Origin of the sequence: Sphingomonas sp. HMP9, assembly GCF_013374115.1 — a bacterium.
In the GTDB taxonomy this organism is placed as follows: Bacteria; Pseudomonadota; Alphaproteobacteria; order Sphingomonadales; family Sphingomonadaceae; genus Sphingomonas.
Map to the genome: position 1 here is coordinate 2,352,417 of NZ_AP022673.1, position 22,584 is coordinate 2,375,000.

The following is a 22,584-nucleotide window of genomic DNA, read 5'->3' on the forward strand; positions in this document are numbered from 1 at the left end:
GCTCAGGCCACCCCGGTTTTACCGTTTTGGGAAGGACCGATCATGAAACTGTCTGCCTGCGGTGCAATCGCCGCGCTTGTTCTCCTTCCCGCTGCTGCAACCGCGCAGCAAATGGAAGCTCAGTCCAGCAACACCGTGAACGTGATGGCGATCACCGGACCGCAGACATCGGTCCCGGTGCGTCAGGAGGTCAGCTACGACGGCCATACCTGGACGACTCCCAGCGCGCAGGGCAGCTATTTCGGCGGCGCAAACCCCTGCCTGATCGGCACGGGCGGTGGCGCTGCCGGAGGACCGATCGCGTTCAACATCAACATCGGGCGCAGCGATGAAGGTTGCCAACGGCGGTCCGATGCCGCCGCGTGGCACGCGATGGGCTTCGACAACGTCGCCGTGGCACGGATGTGTCAGGATCTGAAAAGCGCGGATGCGTTTTTTGCCGCGACGGGTCAGATGTGCCCGGGTTCGCTCCCGACCCGGTACAAGCTGGCAGATGGTTCGGCAGCCCCGCAGGCAGCCCTGGTCGCCAATAGCCGGGCGATCCCGAACAACCCGAATGCCGGCCCGGTCGATCTTTCGAATCCTCTGATCCAGGCGGCTATTCGTGCAGAGGCACAAAGGCTGGTGCGCAATGGCCCCGTGATCGGGACCGCCACCCCAACGCGCAGCCAAGAGATACCCGCCCCGTCGGTCACCGCATCGGTCAGTAGCGGCAGATAAGACGCCCCGCCTTCCCCATTGCGGCGCGCTACCGCGTCAGCAGATCCTACACGTTTGCCGAATGGTGCTTTGCCCGATTTCGCGCGCGATGCGGTGCGACAATAGAGGCCAAGACTGTTGCTAGGCTGTGGCCGCGCGGATCTGGTTTCGGCCAGCGTTCTTCGCGGCATACAGCGCCAGATCGGCACGTCCGTAGAGTCGTGTGCAATCCTCGCTCGGCAAGGACGATACGACGCCCATACTCAGGCTGACTGTCGTGGCGGTGCTGTGATCGACCATGAACGGCACGGTCCGTAAGCCAGCCTGGAAGCGTTCGGCGACGGCCATCGCCGCATCGATGTCGCTGTGCGGAAGCAGAACGACGAACTCATCGCCGCCAAGACGGCAGATGACGTCCCAAGGCCGGGTATGGGCTTTCAAGATGTGGGTCACGTGCTGGAGCGCCCGGTCGCCGATCTGATTACCCCAGCGATCGTTGATCGCCTTGAAATGATCGAAGTCGATGGCAATCAGGCTGACCAATCCTTCGGCCGCGTTCGGAAGCAATGCTCGCCCCGCGCTGTAGAACCCTGCACGATTTCGGACGCCGGTCAGGGCATCCGTCATCGCCTGGTTGGTCATTTCGCGATTATGCTCATCGAGGCGTTCGACCAGACGGACCCGGGCGGTCACCTCGGCCGCCACCGGCAAGCAGGTAAGCAGCATGACCGCCAGGAAGGCTTGCAGGATATGCACTTGATCCGACGGGATGGGCGTCAACATGACCACTGGTCCATAGCCCTGCATCGTCGCGATGGACCCGACGATGGCGACGAGCATGACGGCAGCTTTGGTGCCGATCCGGCCTGTGCGGAAGGTCACCAGCATCAACGGCGGGAATAGCAGGAAGAGCATCGGCTGGCGCACGACGAAGAAGACGTGATAGCTTACGGCGCCGGTCAATGCGAGCAGCGCAATGGCTTCGAGACGCTGTACCCAGGTCCTGCTGTTGAACCAGGTAATGAAATCACCCCTGAAGACCGCAAGGAAAAACGGGGTGAATACCAGCAAGCCGAGCGAATCGCTCGCAAGCCAGTTGACGAACGACTTCGCAAACGGTTCACCAAAGACCCAATGTGCCGTGAAGGCGCCGAGAACACCGCTGACGGACGGCGCCACGATGCCCGCGACCAGCAGAAACCGCAGCGTCGATCCGGTCGACTGCAGGATATTATCCTGACGCAGGTCGCAACGTAGAAGCGAGACCACCAGCGCGATTTCCATGGTGTTCGATACGCCATATAATATGGGCCCGATAAACGATCCGCGCATGACCAAATTGGCTGCAATATTGCCGACAAGACCGGCACTCAGCACGGTCTTCCAGCGCTGACGCCGGTCGGCGAGCAACATCGCGACGAGGATCGCATTGGCCGGCCACAGCGCGGCAATGTCTCGGCCGTTGCTGGTGAGATGGATCGTCAAGGCCGCCGCCAGGAAATAGAGCGAGGCCGCCGTCACCCATATTCTACGAAGGTTCATTGCCGACCTGGTCGCTCGCGTCGCGTTCGTTTTCGAAACGCCATGATCGCGCGAAGTGGATAATATCCTGCTTACATTTGGATAAATCGTCTGCATGGCTTTCGCCGATCTGAAGGGATGGTGAGCGTTGGAAAGGCGGAAAGATCGGACCAGGTCCGCTTTTCGCGTAGATCAGATCAAGACCGACGCGACCATGACCCACTGAAATGGGAGGGTGCAAATAGCATCGTTGCGCGGATCGAGCCGGATCACCGGCAGGGTCGCCGCGGGGACACAGGAACGGCGCGCAGCGCTACAGGACGCCCTATGACGAACGTGTTGGGGATATCGCGGTTCAAGTACATACCTGTCCTCCTTGACGGAGGAAGCAGAGCATCTTTCGTGCCGATCTTGTAAAACCGCTTTTTATCAAAGGCATGCGTTCCCGCTGGCCGTCTACGCACGACGGTGCGTCGCACGCTGCACCGGGCGAGCACTAAATTTTCGCAAATCGCAAACATGCGTGCCGTCGCTGCATGTCCTGCTCAAGAAATCCTGCGATCCAGCTGGCGCAAGCCTGCAAGGAACTCCTCTTCGTCAGCCTTGCCAACAGCCGCTCAATCGCTCGGCTGCTTGTCATCGATCTTCCAACGCTCTCTGAGCCGGTAGATCGTCGATGGGCTGACTGCCAGCATCTTGGCGGCACCGGGAATGCTGCCGTCGGCCACTATAATCGCCTGCTCGATCGCCATGCGTTCGATCTCGGCGAGCGTTCTCGACGGCGTTGCAGACCCTTCAAGATGCACATTATCGGTATCGGTATCGGTATCGGGCGGGGGCGCGCCCGCATCCTTCGGCCGAAGAGATGCTTCCGGCGCCAACGCGACATGCTCGGCGGCAAGGACCGGCCCGGGGTTCATGACCACCGCGCGGCGGATGACGTTCTGCAATTCCCGCACATTTCCAGGCCAGGTCCGCGCCTGTAGCGCGGCAATCGTCGCGCCGTTCAGCGGATCGAATACCTTGCCCTCCTCCGTGGCGAAACGCGCCAAGAAAGTCTGTGCAATGAGCGCGATGTCCTGCCCGCGATCCCGCAGCGGGGGCAGTTCTAGCGGGATGACCGACAAACGGTAGAACAGATCTTCGCGAAACCGTCCCGCGGCCACCTCGACCACCGGGTTACGGTTCGTCGCGCAGACGATCCGCACATCAACCGGCTCCGGCCGGCTGCTCCCGACGCGCTGGATCATGCCCGTCTGCAGGAAGCGCAACAGCTTTACCTGCAGCTTCAATTCCATCTCGCATATCTCATCGAGAAAAAGCGTGCCCCCATCGGCTTCGCGGGCCGCGCCCAGCCGGTGCTCCACCGCGCCGGTGAATGCCCCTTTCACGTGACCGAAGACTTCGGATTCGAGGAGGTTTTCGGGGATCGCGCCGCAGTTGATGGCGATGAAATTTCGCGGCGCGCGCTTGCCCGCCCGGTGGATGGCTTCCGCGGCCACTTCCTTCCCCGTGCCGCTTTCCCCAGTGATGAAGATCGTCGCCTTGGAATCGGCGACATTCTCGATCGCGCGATACACCGCCTGCATCACGTTCGACTTGCCGATGAATCCTTGAAAATGCTCACGCCCGGCAAGCGCCGAGACGACTTTCACCTCCTGCGCGAGCAGATGCCGTTCGACGGCATTGCGCGTGGTCGTCAGCAAGCGTTCGGGGGCGACCGGCTTCACGAGGAAATCATAGGCGCCGAGCCGCATGGCGCTGATCGCGCGGTTGATCGAGCCGTTTGCCGTGGCAACGATGACGCTGCTGTTCTGCGCCAGATCACCGCTCGCCCCCAGCCATTCCAGCCCATCGCAGTCGGGTAGTTGAAGGTCGAGCAATACCGCATCGTACGGTTCGAGGGCGCGCGCGATCCTGTCGTGCGCGGCGGCGCCGGTTGCTACCACATCTACCGTATGCCCGGCGTCTTCGAGCAGAGCGGCGTAGGTCTGCGCGAGCGACGCCGTGTCCTCGACGATCAGGATCCGGGCAGCGCGTTGGTTCATTGGGCGGCGGACAGGCGGAAGGTGGCGGTCTCGGCGCGTGGCGTGGAGGTCCAGCTCAGCGTCCGCGGATCGCCGTAAGCTGCCATGCTGCGGCGGATCAGTCCGTAGGCGATATGCGCCATCGGACGGTGCGAAGCGTAAGTGACGATCAGACTGGCGCCATCGCGTTCGGTGCTGATGCGCGGCGGCCGCGCGTCCGGATACAGAACACGGACCTCCTCATGAATGTGCGAGCCGACATGTTCGAGCAACGCATCGGCCGTGGCGTATCGCGCGAGGATGGCGGGGAAGAGCACGCCGAAGCGGTCGAACAGATGCTCGCCATAGTCGGTACAGACCGCATCGACTGACAGACCGGCGCGGTCAGCCGCCAAAACTATCAGTCGCAGCGCATGACTGCTCGGGTAGGTGCCGACCGTGGTGAACGCCCCGTCATTGGGCAGATCAGCCTCGCACAGCACTGCGTCCATGAAGATGATACCGAAGCGTTGCTCGATAAAGCCAATCAACTCGGTGAAAATCACGCCTTTCACGACACTCTCCTCACTTGACCGGCAGCATTTGTTTTCGACTCGGATTGCAATTTGCGCGGAAAAGGTTTGCATTTCGCAAATATCCCGCCCCTCTTTACATCACGCGCGTAAGAAAATGGCAAGCACGCGTGGTTAAACCGATTGGCACGAGACTTGATGAGGATCAACCATCTGAATCGGAGACTGTCCGTGGTGCCTCGTTTTGCTTTACTGGCGGGTAGCGTCGTCCTGCTGCTCGCAGGTTGCGTCGCGGGGCCACGCCCGGACAACCGCGCGGGAGGCGCGTGGATGCCGGAGCAACGCATCGCCACGGTGGCACCGCCATGCGCTGCCGGTCGCTCGGGGCTTCCGCTCTTGCCGCGTACCGCGATGCTGCGCGCCGAAACGATGCTCGGCCCGGGGGATCGGCTGCGCCTCAGGCTGATCGGCGACACAGACCGCGTGACCGGTACCTATGTCATCGGCGATGACGGCATGCTCGCGCTGCCCGGACTCGATCCGGTCGTTGCGACGGGGACGACGCTCGAGCGGCTCCAGGAGCGTCTCACCGTGAGACTGCGCGGCGCCGGTATCGCCGCGCCGCAGCTGCGTGCCCCGGTCGATCTTCGGCTCATCGAGACGGGCGGGGTTTCGATCCTGGTATCGGGCGCGGTGTTCGACCCCGGCACGGTACGCGCGGGCGACCGCCCCACCGAAAGCCGTGTCGGGCAGAAGGAAGGGGCTGCGAGTGGCGACACCAATCCCGGGCGTAGCGTCGCGAGCGCGCTTCGTGCCGCAGGCGGGATCCGCCCCGACGCCGACCTGGGCTCTATTGGGCTGATCCGCGCCGGAACCCTGACCGTGCTCGATCTGCGCGCGAGCATGGCAGGAGCCGCGACCGGCGACGTCTCGCTTGCGAGCGGCGACCGTATCGTCGTGCCCTCGACCGGCTGCTTCGATGCCATGCTGGTGCGCCCCTCGCTGGTCACCGCGCCGGGTATCCGCGTCTATATGTCGAACCTCTCGCGGCCGGCGTCGAACAATGCCAGCGCCGCAATCGGCAAGGACACGACGAGCCTGCCCTACGGAACGCGCCTGCTGCAGGGGCTTGTGGCGATGAACTGCGTCGGCGGTTCGGCGATGAACGCGGGCAGACGCGCTGTGCTGATCTCGCGGAACCCTATGACCGGCGTCAGCGTCGTCATCGAACGCCGGATCGAGCTGCTGGTGCGCGGCGCCGATCGCGATGCGGCCGACCCCTATCTCATGCCCGGCGACGCGATCGCCTGTTACGACAGCCGCTGGACCAACCTGCAGGAGGCGATCTCGCTCGTCAGCAATGTCGCCAACACGGTCACGCCGGCGATCCTGCTGAACACAGCGGTGAACAAGTGAGGCACACCCCCGTCGAGCGACCGCGCCGGCTGATCAAGGCATGGCATGTCGTGCGCAAGGGATTGCCATCCGCCGGGCGCTATCGCCGGTACCTTCTGATGGCCGCCCCCGCGCTGGTCGCGGTCTGGGCGGTCACCGCCGCCTATCTGATGTTCGCCCCGGTGCGCTACGCCAGCGAAATGACGCTGATCCTGCCGGGATCCGGCGTCGGCGGATCGATGAACGTCGATTCGATCGGCCAGGCATCGTCGGTCACCGCGTCCGCCTTCTCCAGTGCGACGCTCAGCCCGACCGAGAATTACAAGCGTCTGCTGATGTCGGACGTCACCCTGCGCCGCGCCGCGCGCGTCGCGGGTGAAAGCGAGGACTCCTATCCGGCCCCCGCGATCAAGCTGGTCGACCAGACCAACCTGATCGAGATCACCATCGCCGGTCCATCGCCGCGCCAGGCACAAGCCAATGGCGCTGCGCTGCGCACCGCGTTTCTCGCCGGGCTCGATCGGCTGCGCGACGATGAATCGATCAAGCGGGAGAGCGCCGATCGTGCGCGGATCGGCCAATTGCAGGACAAGGTGCGCGCGGCCCAGCGACGCTTGCTGGCGTTTCAGGGTGAGACCGGACTCGTCTCGCTCGAACAGTTCAACAGCCGCGTCGGCGCACTCGATACGTTGCACCTGCGCGAACGCGAGGCGCGGACCGCACTGGCACAACAGGCCGCGCAGCGCAGCCGGCTCGGCGTGGCGCTGCGCATTTCGACAGACGGCGCGCGCAGGGCGATGTTGCTCAAGGCCGATCCGCTGTTCCAGTCGCAGCTGGCGCGCTACGCGACGATCGCGACCTCTGACACCGAGGCGGCAGCGACGCTCGGGGCCAATCACGGAACGCGGCAGCAACTCGATGCCGAACGCGGTGCGTTGCGCGACGCGATGGTCGCGCGCGGTGCTGCGCTGACCGGGCTTGCCCGTGCCACCCTGCTCTCGTTCGCGGATCTATCGGTGACCGAGGGACGCGCACGCATGTTCGAGACGCTGGTGAGCAGCGACAGCCAGGCCGCCGGCGCCGCCGCCGCCGTGGCCGAGATCCGCCGCCAGATCGACAACCAGACCGCGACTTCGGACGCGCTGGTAAAGCAGGCCTCGCTGCTGGCGGATCTGGTGCGCGATCAGCGTGTCGCAGAGGCGGTCTTTTCCTCGGCGTTGGCGCGGCTCGACACCAACAAGTCCGATCCGTTCGCCTCCTACCCGCTCGTGCAGACACTGGAGGAACCCTCCTTACCGAAGACTCAGGCCTCGCCGTCCAAGAAGATCGCGATCGCCGGCGCGCTGGGCGCTTCCCTCCTGATTGTAATCGGCTTTGGACTGGCATGGCTGCGGCAACCGATCCTCAACAGACTCCTGCCGAACGCCTGATCGCACGAACGATCGGCGCGACCTGGCTGCTCTATGCGGTCGGCGGGCTGTATATCGCGGGTCCGGTGCTCGGCTGGACGCTGGCGGGCATGGCGTGTTGGCGCTTGTATGCCGGTCCGGCGCTCGCCCCCGAACTGCGCGCGCCGCCGCTCGGCGGGATCGTCTGGGTATGGATCCTCGCCATGACAGCGATGTTGCTGGCGTTGTGGTTCGGTCATGCCGCCAACGACCTGAGTGCAGGCCAGACGATCAAATCCTCGATCGGCTGGGCCAAGGGCTGGGCGCTGCTCGCGGTGTTCCCGTTCGGGGCGGCGGTGCTCGATGTGCGACCCGAGATCGTGTACCGCGCGGTGTGCCGGCTGGGTCGCCAGACGCTGATCCTCATCCCCTTCTTCCTGATCGCGCCGCTCGCCCACTTGCCCGAGTTGCTCTACGTCTCGCCGCTCAAGGTGCTGGGCGGGTCGAGCGACGAGTTCTTCACCGTGATGCTCTACACGACCGAGCCCGGCGTCGGCACCGCGCGCTGGCAATTCTTCGCGCCATGGTCGCCGGCGGCGGGCATGGTCGCGGTGGTGTACATCCTGTGCGCGATCGAGGAGCGCGACCGGCGGTGGAAGATCGTCGGCATCGTCGCCGGGGTGCTGATCGCGTTGCTGTCGGCGTCGCGGCTCGCGCTAGTGGCGATCGCGGTGGTGTGGCCGCTGGCGCATATCGTCGCGCGGCTGTCGCGACCCGCGACGTGGTGGATCGCCGCACCCGGCGTGCTGGCCACCGGGCTGTTCGCGCCGACGGTGTTGACGTTCGTCACGCAGGCGCAAGCCGATTTCAGCGGCGCGCGCGCCGACAGCAGCCGCGTCCGTGCCGCGCTGGGGCGGATCGCGGTCACCCGCTGGCGGACCGAGGCGCCGTGGTTCGGCCACGGCATCGTCGAGCGCGGTCCGCACATGGTGGAATATATGCCGATCGGCAGCCACCATAGCTGGTACGGGCTGTTGTTCGTGAAGGGCGCGATGGGGGCGGTCGCGCTGGGCGTGCCGCTCGCCTACAGCCTGATCGTCACCGGCCGGCTGGCCCTACGCGATCCGATCGGCCGCGTCGGCCTGTCGATGCTGATCGTGCTGTTCCTCTACAGCTTCGGCGAGAATCTCGAAGTGCTCGGCTATCTGTTCTGGCCGGCGCTGGTGCTGATCGGCGCCGCCGCGCGACGCGGCAGCGAACGCAGACACGAGGCCTGACGGGCAAAGAGCGCGCGCCACGCATGGAGCCGCGACGTCTCGGCATCGCGCATCGATGCACGCGCCGCCTGCGCCATCGCGCCGAGATCACGCGCCGGCAAAGTCGCCAAGGTCGCCGCGAGCCGCGTCGCATCGGTGCAATCCGCCGCGATCCCGGCGTCGCCCGCCTGCTCGGCCAGCCCGTCGATATCGGCGACCACGACCGGCCTACCCGCCATCCGCGCCTCTGCCGCAACCTGCCCGAACGCCTCCCAGCGTGACGGCACTACCACCACGTCGGCTGCGGCTAGAAACCCCGCGACGTCGCCGATCAACCCGGCGAAGCGAATGTTGCGGCAATTGGCGGCACGCTGCCACAGTGCGGCCTCGTCCTCGCCCGCACCGCCAAGAACGAGTTCGAACCGGGCGGGATCGAGGCGCTTGACCGCGTCGATCAGGACGTCGAACCCCTTGGCCTCGGCGAAACGGCCATAAGCGGCAAGCCGCAGCGGACGGTCTGCCCGGATCGATGCAATCGGAACATCGAGCAGTCCCTGCGCGCCGCTCCATGGGTGCAGGACATGCAGCTTCGCGGCCGGGATGGACCCCGCCTCGGCAAGCCATGCCGCCTGGCCGTGCGACACCGCGACGACGTCGTGGCACAGCGCGTAGGCCGCGCGCAGCATCCACCGGAACCGCCTGCGTGCCGAAACCTTCAGCGCTTCCCACGCCCCCGTATAGCTGTGTTCGACATGGACGAGCCGCGCGCGCGGATTGCGCATCCGCAGCGATGCGAAGAACGGCAGCGTGCGCCAGCTCGGCGGGAAGTGCGTCATGATCACGTCGGCATCGAGCCGCGGCGCGATCGCCCAGCCCGGCCTGACCGGCAGTACGCGGCTGTCGGCGCACGCGGCGAGCAGCGGATGATCATAGATCCGCAGGGCCTTCGTGACTCCCCCCATCGCGAAATCGTCGGCGAGGTGGACGCAGCGCAACCGGGTCATGCCGCCGCGGCCGTACCGAGCCGCGCCGAAACCAGCTTGGCGAACGCTGCTCGCGGCAAAAGGCGTGCGGCCAGTGCGGCGGCCGCGGTCTGCGCCGTCTTTGCCGGTTCGGTCAGCGTCATCATCGGGTGCAGCGCCAGCGCCTGGCGCAACAGCGAGGTCGCGAACGGCGCATCACCGAGCTGCACCGCGCGGCGGGCAAGGTAGCGCAACTGGAATGCCGCCGCCGCGCGCCCGTGGCGCGCGATCAGCGCCGGCGCGTAGCCAAGGGCCTTGCCGATGGCGCGCTGCCACGTGTCATATTGCCGCGGGATGTTCGCCGACAGGTCGCCGCCGACGATGCGATAGTCGGTCAGCAACCCGTCGATCCCCTCGAACCGGCAGCCATGGCCGGCGGCGAGCCGGATCCACAATTCGATATCCTCCGACTGGCGAAAGCTCTCGTCGAACCAGCAGCGCCGCGACGGTTCGTCGGGGTGCGCGAACCCCGCACGTTCGAGCGCGGCCATCCGCAGCACCGGTGCCGAGCCGTTGCCGACCGGGTTGCGCTGGAGAATATGCGCGGGGGTGATCCCCATCAGACGCGGCCGCATCGCGACCGACAGCGGGCGTCCGTTCGCGTCGATCATCCGCGACCCCGAATAGCTGACATCGACCGACGCATTCGCCTCCAGATGGATGACGTGCAGCAACAGTTTGTCGGCGTCCCAGCGGTCGTCAGAATCGAGCAGCGCGATATATTTGCCCTGGCTCGCATCGATCCCGGTGTTGCGGGCCCCGGCCAGTCCGCGATTCGCCTGATGCACGATCCGGATTCGCGAATCCGAAAAGCCTTTGCAAATCGCGACGCTCTCATCGCTGCCGCCATCGTCGACGATGATCAGTTCGAAATGGCGATAGCTCTGGTCGAGCACCGAGCAGATCGCCTCGCCCACGAAGCGCTCGACATTGTAGACGGGCATGATGACGGAGACCAACGGCGTGTGCATGGCTGTAATCCTATCGAGCGGCGTTATGCGAAAACGCGGGTGCGCACGGTGCGCGGAATGACGGGGCTGACGATCGCGGCGGCAAGCGTCAGGCTCCCGCGTTTCGCATCAGCAAAGAACGTGCCAGCATCGAGCGACACCCCGCGCCAAGCGAAGCGAAGCGCGGCGGTCGCGGTCCCGCCGTTGCGCAGCGCGCGCCGCGAGAGATACCGACAATAGAGCGCCTCGGCGGCCGGCACGTCGATCCGGTCGCGATAGGGCCGGGTCAGCCGTCGCCAGCCATCGTACATCGCGTGGAGGTTCGACGAGAGCCCCGCGGGCGACAGGCGATACTCGACGAGCAGTTCGTCGATCCCGCGCACCCTGATACCGGCATCGATCGCGCGGGCGAGCCACTCCTGGTCCTCGGCATAATCCATGCCGACCGTGAACAGGCCGACCGCCTCCAGACAATCGCGCGTGACGACGATGTTCGACGCGGTACACACCGGATTTTCGCCAATGACCTGCGTCAGCGTGAGATCGCCCGCCGGCACGGTGGAGCACGTCCGCACCTCGGCATGCACCGCCTTTTGCGCCTCGAGAAAGGCGATCCGGGCGAAGCTGATCCCGATGCCAGGATCGGCGGCGTGCAGCGCGCGGTGCCGCTCCAGCTTCGTGGGGTGCCAGGCATCGTCCGAATCGAGAAAGGCGATCATCGCGCCGTGGGCGAGGTCGACCCCCAGGTTGCGGGTCGCCGCGACCCCCGCGTTGCGATGGGACAGCACGCGGATACGATCGTCCTCGGCGCCGAGGCGCAGCATGATGGCAAGGCTGTCGTCGGTCGACCCATCGTCGATCAGCAGCAGCTCGAAGTCGCGCTCGGTCTGGGTCAGCACGCTGCGCACGGTCGCGGTGATCGTCGCGGCGGCGTTGTAGACGGGGACGACGACGCTGAAGAAGGGAGAAGTCATGCGAATTGCTCCTGGGGGGATGTCTGACGGGGAAGCGCCCAACCGGCGCGGGCGAAGATGAAAAGCGTGGCGGGTACGAGGACCAGGTAGAGCGCGGCGACATAGGCGGTCGCCGCGGTGGCAAGGCCGATGCGGCAGCCGAGCGTCAGCGCGACGAGCGCGGCAGCGCTGGCGGCAGCGCCCATCATGGCGTCGATGCCGGGGGCGTTTTCGGCACGCAGCCACGCGGTGGCGACGGAGGCGAAGATCATCGGCACGGCACCGAGCCCGAGGATCGCCACCAGCGGCGCGGCAGACGCCCAATGCGCACCGAACAGCAGCGGCACGTAAATTGGCGCGAGCAGCACCTGGGTGAGTGTCACCGGCAGGAACAAGGCGAGCGCGAGACACAGCGACTGGCCCAACCGGCGCAACCGCAACGCGCGCGTCTTTGCAGCGCACAGATGCGGGAACAGGACGATCGACAGCGAGGCGACGAACGAATTGGTGATGCCGACGCCGGCGTTGAACGCGAAATAGTAGATGCCTAGCGCTTTGGTGCCGAGCATCGCGCCGACGATCAGCTTGTCGAGTTGCTGGCGCGCGGCGCCGACCAGATCGGTAACGATGACGCCGCACCCGAAACGCGTGAAGTGGCGGAGCGGCACGCGATCGCTGCCAGGGCCCGGGCGCCATGGCATCGCGCGGCGCACCAGCAGCAGCCAGATCGGCGCGGTCAGCAGCTTCGGCAACACCAACGCCCAGGCGCTCGGCCAGACCAGCACCAGCAGCATCGACAGGATATGGTCGGCCAGCGTCTGCGTCGCCGCGATCCGCGCGGTCACCCCGAGCCGGCCGGCGCGCATCAACAGGAAGACCTGCACCAGCCCGCCAGGCATCAGCAGATAGACCGCGCTCAGCACCGCGAGCATGGCCGCGACGTCGCGATTGTCGAACAGCGTGGCCATGGCGCCGGCGACGATCAGCTGCAGCAGCGCGATCGTGCCGCACCAGCCCCAGAACAGCGTGCGAGCGGTGCGGCAGGTTGCGTCGAGGTCGAGCGCGTCGGCGGCGATGATGCGTTGACCGATCCCGGCATTGGCGAGCACGCGGACGAGCTCGAACAGGCTGAGCGCAAGGGCGGCGGTCCCCATCGTTTCCGGCGATATGCGATGCGCGATCGTGACGATGGCGACGATCCGCACGAGCCGCGTGGCGATCTCGGCAACGCCATACGCGGCAAGCCCGCCGAGCACGGCGCGAACCTCGCCAGGCAGGCGGGCAGATACTGAACGGGCTATCACCATCTCGAACGGTTCCTCACAATACGCGGGGTTCCTTCCAAGACTCGTGCCAGTTCCGGCATGTCACTGTTTCGGGCTGATTTCCTTCAGGCGAGCGTGCCGAGGCCGTGCGCATGTTCGCGATTTGCGAAGGTCGTCGCATCCGCGCGCCATCGCCCGGTGCATTGTGCAACGAACCGTGACGCAAGCGCGTCGCCAAGAGGCATCATACCATTGAAAGACCGCGGTTTTCTGAAATCGGCACGGAAGATGCGCTGAGCCCTCCATCATTCAAGGAGAGGCCGCATGTACTACAACCCCGATTTCACCCCCGCTTTCGACATGCGCCGTGCGATCGCGCCTGCGCCCCGCCTGCTTGTCCCAGCGGAGCCGAACAAGACCACGCACCTGTTCGGGCTCGACCTGCGCAAGGCGACGCGCGTTGAGACTGCCGATCAGCTGATCGACCGCGCCTTGCTGGGTACGCCCACCCGAGTCAGCTTCGTCAACGCGCACTGCATCAACACGCTCTACCGCGATCCGCAATATGCGCAGGTCCTGCGCGACAGCGATCTGCTGTTGCCCGATGGATCCGGGATGCGGATCGCGTCCAAGCTGGTCGGCCGCCCGCTCGGCGAAAATCTGAACGGCACGGACCTGTTTCCCGATCTCTGCGCGCGCGCTGCCTATGCCGGCGTGCCGATCTTCCTGCTCGGCGGCGAACCCGGCGTTGCCGCCGCCGCCGCCGCGGAGATGCAGCGTCGCTATCCGCCGCTCCGGGTTGCGGGCACGCGCGACGGGTTCTTCGCGCCCGAGGAGATGCGCGACGTGATCGGCGCGATCAACGCATCGGGCGCGGGTTTGCTGTTCGTGGGCATGGGCGTGCCCCGCCAGGAGCAGTGGATCGCGCAATATGCCGACCGGCTGCGCGTTCCCGTGCTGCTCGGCGTCGGCGGCCTGTTCGATTATTATTCGGGCCGGATCCCGCGCGCACCGCTTGCGCTGCGCAAGATCGGCTGCAAATGGGCGTGGCGGCTGATCCAGGAGCCGAAGCGGCTCGCCAATCGCTACCTTATCGGCAATGCGCGCTTCCTCGCGCACGCCTCGGCCTATGCGCTGTCGGAGCGCCTGCCGCTGGCGGAACTGGGCGCTGGGGTGAAGCGGCTGGGCGACGTGCTCGCGACCGCGTTCGCCTTGCTGGTTGCGCTGCCGATCTTCCTGGCCGTTGCGCTGGCGATCAAGCTCGAGGATGGCGGGCCGGTATTCTTCAAGCAGACGCGCGTCGGCGAGAATGGCCGGCCGTTCCGGATGATCAAATTCCGTTCGATGGTGGTCGATGCCGAACAGCATCGCGCGGCGCTGTTGGCGCATTCCGAACGCGACGCGATGTGCTTCAAGATGCGCCGCGATCCGCGCGTGACTCGCGTCGGCGCGGTGCTGCGCCGCCTGTCGCTCGATGAACTGCCGCAGTTGCTCAACGTGCTGTCGGGCGCGATGTCGCTGGTCGGCCCGCGCCCGGCGCTGCCGCAGGAAGTCGTGCGCTACGGCGACCGCAGCCGCAAGCGGCTGCAGGGCAAGCCGGGCATCACCTGCACCTGGCAAGTGTCGGGACGCGCCGAAATCCCGTTCGAGCGCCAGGTCGAGCTCGACATCGCCTATGTCGAGCAGCGGTCGGTGCTCAAGGACATTGGCCTGCTGCTGCGGACCGTGCCCGCGGTGATCAGCGCACGCGGCGCCTATTGATCGACGGCGACATGCCCAAACAGATCGCGGGCACGCTCCACCGTGTCCGCGATCGTCTGTCGGATCGTCGCCGGCGACATCGCTTCCCAGTCATCCGCCATCGTCCGCGCGGCGCTCGCACCGATATTGCCCGCCACGCCCTTCAGGCTGTGCGCCGCCCGGCGCGCGGCGTCCGCGTCGCCCTTGGCATGTGCGACCGCCAGGGCTTCGCCGAGTTGTTCGAGATCGGTGATCGCGAGCGCCAGGATCGCCGCGCGACGCGGTGGCGCAAAGGCGGAGAAAAGGTCCTGATAGGTTGTCGTGTCGATCAACGTCGCATCGGAGACCGGCTGATCGGTCAGCGCCTCCTGCAGCCATTTCGCCAACAGCGCCATCTCGATCGGCTTTGACAGGCACGACGTCATTCCCGCCTCGAGCAGCGCGGCACGCTCCGAATGCAGCGCATGCGCGGTGACGCCGATGATCGGCACCCTGCCCACCGCGCCGGGTAGCGCACGGATCTGACGCGTCGCGGCGACGCCGTCGAGAACGGGCATCTGGACGTCCATCAGCACTATGTCGAACGCGTCTCGCGTGATCGCATCGACCGCCTCGGCACCGTTGACGACCGCGACGTGATCGCATCCAAGCAGATCGAGCATCCCCGCCAGTACCAGGCGGTTTATCTCGATATCCTCGGCGATCAGAATGCGGGGGCGCGCGCCATCGGGCCGCCGCACCGCCGCGATCGTCGAACCGACCCGGACCGGCTCTCGCTCGTGCGCAATGACAAGCGGGAGCTCGAACCAGAAGCGGCTCCCGCCACCGAGCGCGCTGTCGATGCCGATCTGCCCGCCCATCGCCTCGACCAGTCGGCGACAGATCGCCAGACCAAGCCCCGCCCCGGGGGTCGCCGCCACCGCCATCGTGCGCAGGCGGTTAAAGTCCGTAAACAGCATCTTTTGCAGCGCCGGGTCGATCCCGGGACCCGTGTCTTCAACATCGACCCGCAACCACGATGCCCGCGACGACACCTGGATCAGGACGCGACCCTCACGCGTATATTTGATGGCGTTGCTGACGAGATTGTCGAGCAATTGGCGAAAGCGCGTGTGGTCGAGCATCACGGCACGCGGGACGTCCGGAGCGACCCGCGCCTCGATCGTCACCGCGCTATCGCTGGCCGCGCGCCAGAAATCGCCGATTGCCGGGATCGCGCGGGCGAGATCCATCGGTTCGGGCGTGAGTTCGATCCGCCCGCTTTCGGCCCGGACGATTTCGATGATGTCGTCGAGGAGAACGCGCAGTAGATCACCCGATTGTCGCGCGAGCGCCAGTTGCCGCTGCTGCGCCGGATCGAGGCCGGTTTCGGCCAGCATCGCCATCATGCCGAGCACGCCGTTGAGCGGCGTCCGGATATCGTGGCTCATCATCGCCAGAAATTGGGATTTCGACCGATTGGCGGTTTCGGTCGCCGTACTGCTCCGCCGCAATTCTTCGGAAAGCCGCTCGAGTTCGGTCACGCGCAAGGCAAGTTCGGTGCGCTGTTGGCGCAGGTCGCCTTCGATGACCTTGTACGCGCTGACGTCCGTGTACGTCTTGACCATTCCGCCATCGTCACGCGACCCGACCGTGACCTCCACGGTACGGCCGTCGGACAGCGTCTGTTCGAAACGCTGATCGACGATGCGACCGGCGGCGCGCTTCAGCCGGTCGCCCTGCGCCATCGAGTCGTGGCTCCAGTGCAATTGCGTGAACGCATCGAACGGCAGGCCGCGGTGCAGCTTGTCCGCCGAAACCTCGGTCAGCCCGGCGAGCCGGCTGTTCCACGCCGCGAGCTGCATCGCACCGTCGAACACCGCGATCCCCTGCGGAACGGTATCGAGCACCGCGCTCAGAAAGCTCGCATATTCGCGTTGCCGTGCCGTCGCCTCGCTAAGCTCGCGCGTGAGACGGCTGAGATCGCGCACGCGTCTTTCGCTTATCAGCGACAAGGCGCGCGCCCGACGCTCGCTGCGACGCTGCTCGGTGATGTCCTGGACGGTGCCCGAGATCGAGGCGAAGCTACCGTCCGGCCTGACTTCGCGTCGCAGCGTCCAGCGTAGCCAGCTCAGTTCGCCATCGCACGCGCGCAGGATCCGGTGCTCGTACCGCTGGTCCGCACCCGCGGCGCCCGTGTAGAACTTCATCTCGAGCGCCGCGACCCGTGCCCGGTCGAGCGGATGGATCGCCGCAGCCACGATCGCCGGGGACACCGCCGTGTCCTGCGACAGCCCGAGAATCCGGTGGAATTCGGAGGACATGAAGAAGGTGTTGCCGCGATCCCGGTAGATCGTCGCGATCTTGGCCGTGCGTTGCGCGTCGAGCAGGTGGCGATTGCCGAGGTCCAGACGGGCGAGCAGCTCGGTTTCGCGCTGACGCAGGTCACGATTGCTGCGGTCCAGGTCGCGCGCATGGCGTTCGAGCAGCGCCTCGGCATTGGCGCGCGCACGTTCGGCGCGGCGCACGCGTCGTTCCATGATCGCGATATATTCGTCCGTCAAGGGGGACGCCTGCGCGCCCGGGATTTGCGTCACGCCGCCCACTCGCCGGCCTCCTGCGACGGCAACGCGTTGGCAGCGACGCGCAATTCCCGGACCAGCACGGGCGCGAACCAGACCAGTTGGTTCCAGCCGAGCGCCTCGGCGGCCGCTTCGGCAAAGTCACACCATTTGAGCAACGGCCCCCCGCCCAGCGTTGCCGCAATGCCCTTGGCACTGTGGACGGCCAGCGCCAGCCGGGATACGAGCGCTTCGCCGGTTCGCATCAGCGCTTCGACGCCCGCCGCGATATCGTACAGGTTGCGCGCCGCGAGCGCGGGGACGGCAAAGCGGCTCGCGGTCGGCAGCCGATCGAGCGCATCGTCGATTCCGGGCCAGGGCATGCTCGCGCTTGCTTCCTCGACGATGGGCAGCGTCGCGACCATGTCGCCCATTGCCGCACGATCGAAGGGCTTGGCGAGAAAACGCTCGATGCCACTCGCGCGAAACCGCGCGAGTTCTTCCGGATCGGTATGCGCGGTGAAGCCGATTATCGTGATCCGGCCGCGCGGTAGCAGTCGCGCGATGCGGGAGACTTCCGCCCCCGCGAGATCGGGCAGCGTACCATCGAGCAGGACCGCATCGAAGCGATCGGTCGCGATCGTCTTCAGCGCCGCGGCGCCAGTGTCGACGCAGAGCACCTCGCACCCCACCTGCTCCAGAAAGCGTGCGGCAACCACCCGCGTCGTTTCGACATCCTCGACGACCAGCAGCCGTCGGGGACGGTGCGGTGTCGAGGCAATTTGAAGGGGTTGTGCCGCGCAGGGCTGTGGCTCGTCATCGGCCGCGATTGCCGGATCCGGTGCCGGCAGCATCAGTCGGAAGCTCGATCCGACCGCCGGCGTGCTCGTCACCACGATCGTGCCGCCCATCGCCTCGGCGAGTTGTTGGCAGATCGCAAGCCCAAGGCCGGTCCCGCCGAACCGGCGGCTGGTCGACGCCTCGCCTTGCGTAAACGGCGTGAACAGGTTTGGCATGGCGTCGGCTGCGATACCGATCCCGCTATCCGTCACCGTGACCGCGAGACGGCCGCGTGCATCGCGCGCGACCTGTGCGCGAATATGGCCCGCGCTGGTAAACTTGACGGCATTGCCGATCAGGTTCGACACGATCTGTTGGACGCGCGCCGGATCGCCGATCGTCGGGAGCGCCGTTTCGCCCTCGACGATCAGGTCGACGCCTTTGGCGGACGCTGCCGCGCGGAAAAGATCGGCGGTGGTGGTGACGACCGCAAGAAGGTCGTAGGGCACGGCCTCGATCTGCACCTTGCCGGTGGTCAGCCACGCATGATCGAGGACGTCGTCGAGCACGGTCTTGAGCGTTCCGGCCGCCGAGCGGACCGCGGCAAGATCGCGGCGCAACCCGACGGGATCGGTGTGCGGATCGACGGTGTCGAGCATGCCGAGAATGCCCGTCAGCGGTGTCCGGATCTCGTGGCTCATGGTCGCAAGCAAGCGGTTTTTCGCCTCGGCCGCCGCGTGCGCGTCATCCCGCGCGGCGGTCATGGCCTTGAGCACGGCGACGTCTTCCGTCACGTCTTGCATCACGCCGAACAGCGCACAGGGCGCGCCCGCGACGTCGAGTTCGATCTGGCCGCGCACATCGACATGGCGGTGCATCCCGTCGCGCCGGACGAGCGTCGCGCGAAACGCGTAGCTCCCGAGGTCGGCGATCGCGCGGTTGATCTTTTCCGTCACGATCGCCCGATCACTCTCGGCAAACGCCGTCACGGCCCAATCGAAGGACACGGGATCGCCGGGTGGAACGCCGTAAATGCGGTAGGTCATGTCCGAAAAGGTGACATGCTGTCCCTCGAGCGTGAGCCGCCAATGGCCAATTCCGGCGGTTTCCTCCGCCATGCGAAGGACGCGAACATTCTCGTCGACTTTCGATGCCTGTTCGCGCGCGGCGCTGACATCCTCGAGAACATGCGCGAAGCCGATTAGGACGCCGTTGTCGCCATAGACCGGTTCGACGCGGGTCAACGCCCAGAAAACACTGCCGTCACGGCGCTTGCGGCGTTCGGATTCGACCGCGACGCCGAGTTCGCGGGCCAGCGCGAGCAAGGATTCAGGGTCGCGCCGGCGCGCTTGGGTTTCCAGGTACAGCAACGTGACGTGCGCACCGATCGCCTCCTGCGCGCTATACCCGGTGATCCGCTCCGCGCCGATGTTCCAGTTGCGGATGCGCCCGTTGGCGTCGGTCAGGAAGACCGCCATGTTGCGAAGATTGCGGGTCAGCAGATCGAACGAACTGGCGAACTGGCGGCGATCGGCGCGCAGCGCGCGCTCCATGGCGTCGAAGTTCTCGTGCAGTTTGGCCAGATCCCCATAAGCACCAAGGCGCGCCACCGGCGCCGCGTCGCGGTCGCCGCGCGCCATGTGTGCAAGAGCCTGAACACGATCGGCAAGCTGCGCGACAGGCTCGCCGATTCTTCGACGCAACAGCATCAACGTCATCACGAACTGGCAGACGACGACCACACAGGCGACTGGCCAGATTAGCCCGAACGCAAGTCGCACCGTGCCATCGCCCCCCCATTCGCCCTGGCTCAGCACGACAGCGACGCCAATCACCACTGTCCCGACAGTGCAGCAAAGCAAGGGCACCGCGACGCGGCCTATCAGGGACTGGAAGCGCACATCACAGGTATACGCCCCAACGGTAAAGAGACAATGACTCCAAAGAGCCCATGCCTTCGCCAAGCGCCAAAAGCCTGTTCAAACTCGTCATGACCAATTGCAAAGGCACGAGCGTTGCAGGAGATGAAGATGATGTCGCGCGACTTGCGGCGGGAACCGTAGGGAACGACGCAAAGCCCACCACAGGCATTAGGCCGTGGAAAACGCCGACATAACAATGGTATCAGTAGAAAGTCGGGACCGTAAGATAGACTCAAGCAAATCAGATGGGCGTTACTGATCGACGATATTCAAAAGCATAATTCAGCCGAACGACGAATGATGCGAGGCGTCGATGCAAATAATGTTCGTCGAAGAGAGGATCGTGAATGAACGGCACGAGGCCTTGTTTGTGAGAAAGCGGCCACGCGGTGTGCCAGAAACGCAAATATCCTCCGCGAGTATTCCCTCGGAGGTGTTGCAAATCAAGATGGTTGCGGGGACAGGATTTGAACCTGTGACCTTCAGGTTATGAGCCTGACGAGCTACCGGGCTGCTCCACCCCGCGACATTCGCGTTAGCGAAGGGGTATGAGACAAGTGTGAATGGGTTTTGATATTCTGTGTGTGTTTGCATGTCGCACGGGCTTCAATGCCTGGCGACGACCTACTCTTCCATCGCTTGAGCGATAGTACCATTGGCGCAGTCGGGTTTCACGGCCGAGTTCGGAATGGGATCGGGTGGGACACCGACGCTATAGCCACCAGGCAATGGAGCCGGTGCGACATGCGTGACTGTGAATATCTGGGTCCTTCGAGAATCGCCTTGCGGCGAAGCTTGAGGGTTTAAAATCGATACCGTGCAAGGTTTGTAGACCAGCCTCTCGGAACACCGAGTGCTGGTGTATTGGTATTTGGACCAATCCCTCGACGGCGAGGGGATTGGCAATCTGGCGTCGTCTTAATCATCCGCACGCATCAGACGCGTTGGGCTAGGCCCAGTGTTGTCATTGATGGTGTGAGACTCTCAAGCGCGAATAGAGCAATTAGTATCGGTTAGCTCCATGCGTTACCGCACTTCTACATCCGATCTATCAACGTCGTGGTCTCCGACGGCTCTATGAAATCTTATCTCGAGGGAGGCTTCCCGCTTAGATGCTTTCAGCGGTTATCCCGTCCATACATAGCTACCCAGCTGCGCTCCTGGCGGAACGACTGGTACACCAGAGGTATGTTCAACCCGGTCCTCTCGTACTAGGGTCAACTCCTCTCAAATTTCGACGCCCACGGCAGATAGGGACCAAACTGTCTCGCGACGTTCTGAACCCAGCTCACGTACCACTTTAATTGGCGAACAGCCAAACCCTTGGGACCTGCTCCAGCCCCAGGATGTGATGAGCCGACATCGAGGTGCCAAACAACCCCGTCGATATGAGCTCTTGGGGGTTATCAGCCTGTTATCCCCGGCGTACCTTTTATCCGTTGAGCGATGGCCCTTCCACGAGGGACCACCGGATCACTATGACCGACTTTCGTCTCTGCTCGACTTGTCAGTCTCGCAGTCAGGCGGGCTTATGCCATTGCACTCTAACAGACGGTTTCCGACCGTCCTGAGCCCACCATTGCGCGCCTCCGTTACTCTTTAGGAGGCGACCGCCCCAGTCAAACTACCCGCCACAGAGGGTCCCTGTTCCGGCTTACGGAACGAGGTTAGACATCAGAAACAAACAGGGTGGTATTTCACCTATGGCTCCACATCAGCTGGCGCCGATGCTTCAAAGCCTCCCACCTATGCTACACAGTTTCTTCCTAATGCCACTCTGAAGCTGCAGTAAAGGTGCACGGGGTCTTTCCGTCTAACCGCGGGTACTCCGCATCTTCACGGAGAATTCAATTTCGCTGAGCATGTCCTGGAGACAGTGGGGAAGTCGTTACGCCATTCGTGCAGGTCGGAACTTACCCGACAAGGAATTTCGCTACCTTAGGACCGTTATAGTTACGGCCGCCGTTTACCTGGGCTTCATTTCAGAGCTTGCACCCCTCCACTTAACCTTCAGGCACCGGGCAGGCGTCAGGCCCTATACGTCGTCTTGAAGCCGACTTAGCAGAGCCCTGTGTTTTTGCTAAACAGTCGCTACCCCCTGGCCTGTGCCCCCTCAAAGTGCTTGCGCATAGTGAGGGCCTCCTTCTTCCGAAGGTACGGAGGCAATTTGCCGAGTTCCTTCAGGACACTTCTCTCAAGCGCCTTGGTATACTCTACCTGACCACCTGTGTCGGTTTCGGGTACGGTCTATACGGTGGGGCTATTTCCTGGAACCATTTCGAAGCCATCCCAATCCGATAAGGGATGACAACACACATGATCCGTCACACACCACCAGGCCCACGAATATTAACGTGGTTCCCATCGACTACCCCCTTCGGGCTCGTCTTAGGGGCCGGCTCACCCTGCGCGGATTAGCCTTGCGCAGGAACCCTTGGTCTTTCGGCGAGAGGGCATCTCACCCTCTTTATCGCTACTCATGTCTGCATTCGCACTTCCGATACCTCCACGACCCATTACCAGATCGCTTCACAGGCTTACGGAACGCTCCGCTACCGCGTACCACATAAGTGGTACACCCTAAGCTTCGGCACGTATCTTGAGCCCCGTTACA

General features: G+C 64.7%; 14 protein-coding genes, 1 tRNA gene and 2 rRNA genes (1 of these 17 cut by a window edge). 5 read left to right on the forward strand and 12 right to left on the reverse strand.

What is annotated here, in order from left to right:
* Positions 1-42 precede the first annotated feature (42 nt).
* A complete protein-coding gene (locus tag HMP09_RS10425) occupies positions 43-720 on the forward strand; it encodes a hypothetical protein (RefSeq protein ID WP_232090174.1) in 678 nt (225 codons plus the stop codon).
* 120 nt (positions 721-840) lie between these two features.
* Here HMP09_RS10425 and HMP09_RS10430 read toward each other — a convergent pair whose 3' ends face one another.
* The 3 genes from HMP09_RS10430 to HMP09_RS10440 form a co-directional block, all read right to left on the reverse strand.
* On the reverse strand, positions 841-2,220 hold the full coding sequence (locus tag HMP09_RS10430) for a GGDEF domain-containing protein (RefSeq protein ID WP_232090175.1): 1,380 nt from the start codon (positions 2,218-2,220) through the stop codon (positions 841-843).
* Positions 2,221-2,837: 617 nt separating this feature from the next.
* The gene (locus tag HMP09_RS10435; protein ID WP_176500318.1) at positions 2,838-4,268 is read right to left on the reverse strand and encodes a sigma-54-dependent transcriptional regulator; all 1,431 of its coding nucleotides are present in this window, start codon (positions 4,266-4,268) and stop codon (positions 2,838-2,840) included.
* Entirely contained in the window at positions 4,265-4,873 is a 609-nt protein-coding gene (locus HMP09_RS10440; protein WP_176500319.1) for a heme NO-binding domain-containing protein, read from the reverse strand. Before HMP09_RS10440 ends, HMP09_RS10435 begins: the two co-directional genes overlap by 4 nt.
* Before the next feature lie 117 nt (positions 4,874-4,990).
* Here HMP09_RS10440 and HMP09_RS10445 point away from each other — a divergent pair, with 117 nt between their 5' ends.
* The 3 genes from HMP09_RS10445 to HMP09_RS10455 are packed head-to-tail and all read left to right on the forward strand — an operon-like array spanning position 4,991 to position 8,819.
* The gene (locus HMP09_RS10445) at positions 4,991-6,175 is read left to right on the forward strand and encodes a polysaccharide biosynthesis/export family protein (protein ID WP_232090176.1); all 1,185 of its coding nucleotides are present in this window, start codon (positions 4,991-4,993) and stop codon (positions 6,173-6,175) included.
* On the forward strand, positions 6,172-7,584 hold the full coding sequence (locus tag HMP09_RS10450) for a GumC family protein (RefSeq protein ID WP_176500321.1): 1,413 nt from the start codon (positions 6,172-6,174) through the stop codon (positions 7,582-7,584). Before HMP09_RS10445 ends, HMP09_RS10450 begins: the two co-directional genes overlap by 4 nt.
* A complete protein-coding gene (locus HMP09_RS10455; protein WP_176500322.1) occupies positions 7,539-8,819 on the forward strand; it encodes an O-antigen ligase domain-containing protein in 1,281 nt (426 codons plus the stop codon). Before HMP09_RS10450 ends, HMP09_RS10455 begins: the two co-directional genes overlap by 46 nt.
* Here the strand turns inward: HMP09_RS10455 and HMP09_RS10460 are convergent.
* Genes HMP09_RS10460 through HMP09_RS10475 form a run of 4 tightly spaced genes read right to left on the reverse strand, consistent with a single transcriptional unit; the run spans position 8,744 to position 13,030 of the window.
* Positions 8,744-9,802: a glycosyltransferase gene (locus HMP09_RS10460; protein ID WP_176500323.1), complete on the reverse strand. Its 1,059-nt coding sequence runs from the start codon at positions 9,800-9,802 to the stop codon at positions 8,744-8,746. The genes HMP09_RS10455 and HMP09_RS10460 overlap by 76 nt on opposite strands.
* Positions 9,799-10,791 (reverse strand): glycosyltransferase family 2 protein, encoded by a 993-nt coding sequence (locus HMP09_RS10465; protein ID WP_176500324.1) that lies wholly within the window; start codon positions 10,789-10,791, stop codon positions 9,799-9,801. The genes HMP09_RS10460 and HMP09_RS10465 overlap by 4 nt, the downstream gene beginning before the upstream one ends.
* Before the next feature lie 23 nt (positions 10,792-10,814).
* A complete protein-coding gene (locus tag HMP09_RS10470; protein WP_176500325.1) occupies positions 10,815-11,744 on the reverse strand; it encodes a glycosyltransferase family 2 protein in 930 nt (309 codons plus the stop codon).
* Positions 11,741-13,030: an oligosaccharide flippase family protein gene (locus HMP09_RS10475; RefSeq protein ID WP_176500326.1), complete on the reverse strand. Its 1,290-nt coding sequence runs from the start codon at positions 13,028-13,030 to the stop codon at positions 11,741-11,743. Before HMP09_RS10475 ends, HMP09_RS10470 begins: the two co-directional genes overlap by 4 nt.
* A 282-nt stretch (positions 13,031-13,312) precedes the next feature.
* Here HMP09_RS10475 and HMP09_RS10480 point away from each other — a divergent pair, with 282 nt between their 5' ends.
* On the forward strand, positions 13,313-14,749 hold the full coding sequence (locus tag HMP09_RS10480) for a WecB/TagA/CpsF family glycosyltransferase (protein WP_176500327.1): 1,437 nt from the start codon (positions 13,313-13,315) through the stop codon (positions 14,747-14,749).
* Here HMP09_RS10480 and HMP09_RS10485 read toward each other — a convergent pair.
* From HMP09_RS10485 to HMP09_RS10505, 5 genes are all read right to left on the reverse strand, one after another.
* Entirely contained in the window at positions 14,743-17,271 is a 2,529-nt protein-coding gene (locus HMP09_RS10485) for an ATP-binding protein (protein WP_176500328.1), read from the reverse strand. The genes HMP09_RS10480 and HMP09_RS10485 overlap by 7 nt on opposite strands.
* Before the next feature lie 29 nt (positions 17,272-17,300).
* Positions 17,301-19,883 carry an ATP-binding protein gene (locus tag HMP09_RS10490; RefSeq protein ID WP_176500329.1) on the reverse strand — a complete coding sequence of 861 codons (2,583 nt, stop codon included), beginning with the start codon at positions 19,881-19,883 and terminating at the stop codon, positions 17,301-17,303.
* Positions 19,884-20,419: 536 nt separating this feature from the next.
* Positions 20,420-20,496, reverse strand: a tRNA-Met gene (locus HMP09_RS10495).
* A gap of 85 nt (positions 20,497-20,581) precedes the next feature.
* A 5S ribosomal RNA gene (rrf, locus tag HMP09_RS10500) occupies positions 20,582-20,696 on the reverse strand.
* A gap of 257 nt (positions 20,697-20,953) precedes the next feature.
* A 23S ribosomal RNA gene (locus HMP09_RS10505) occupies positions 20,954-22,584 on the reverse strand (it continues 1,166 nt past the right edge of the window).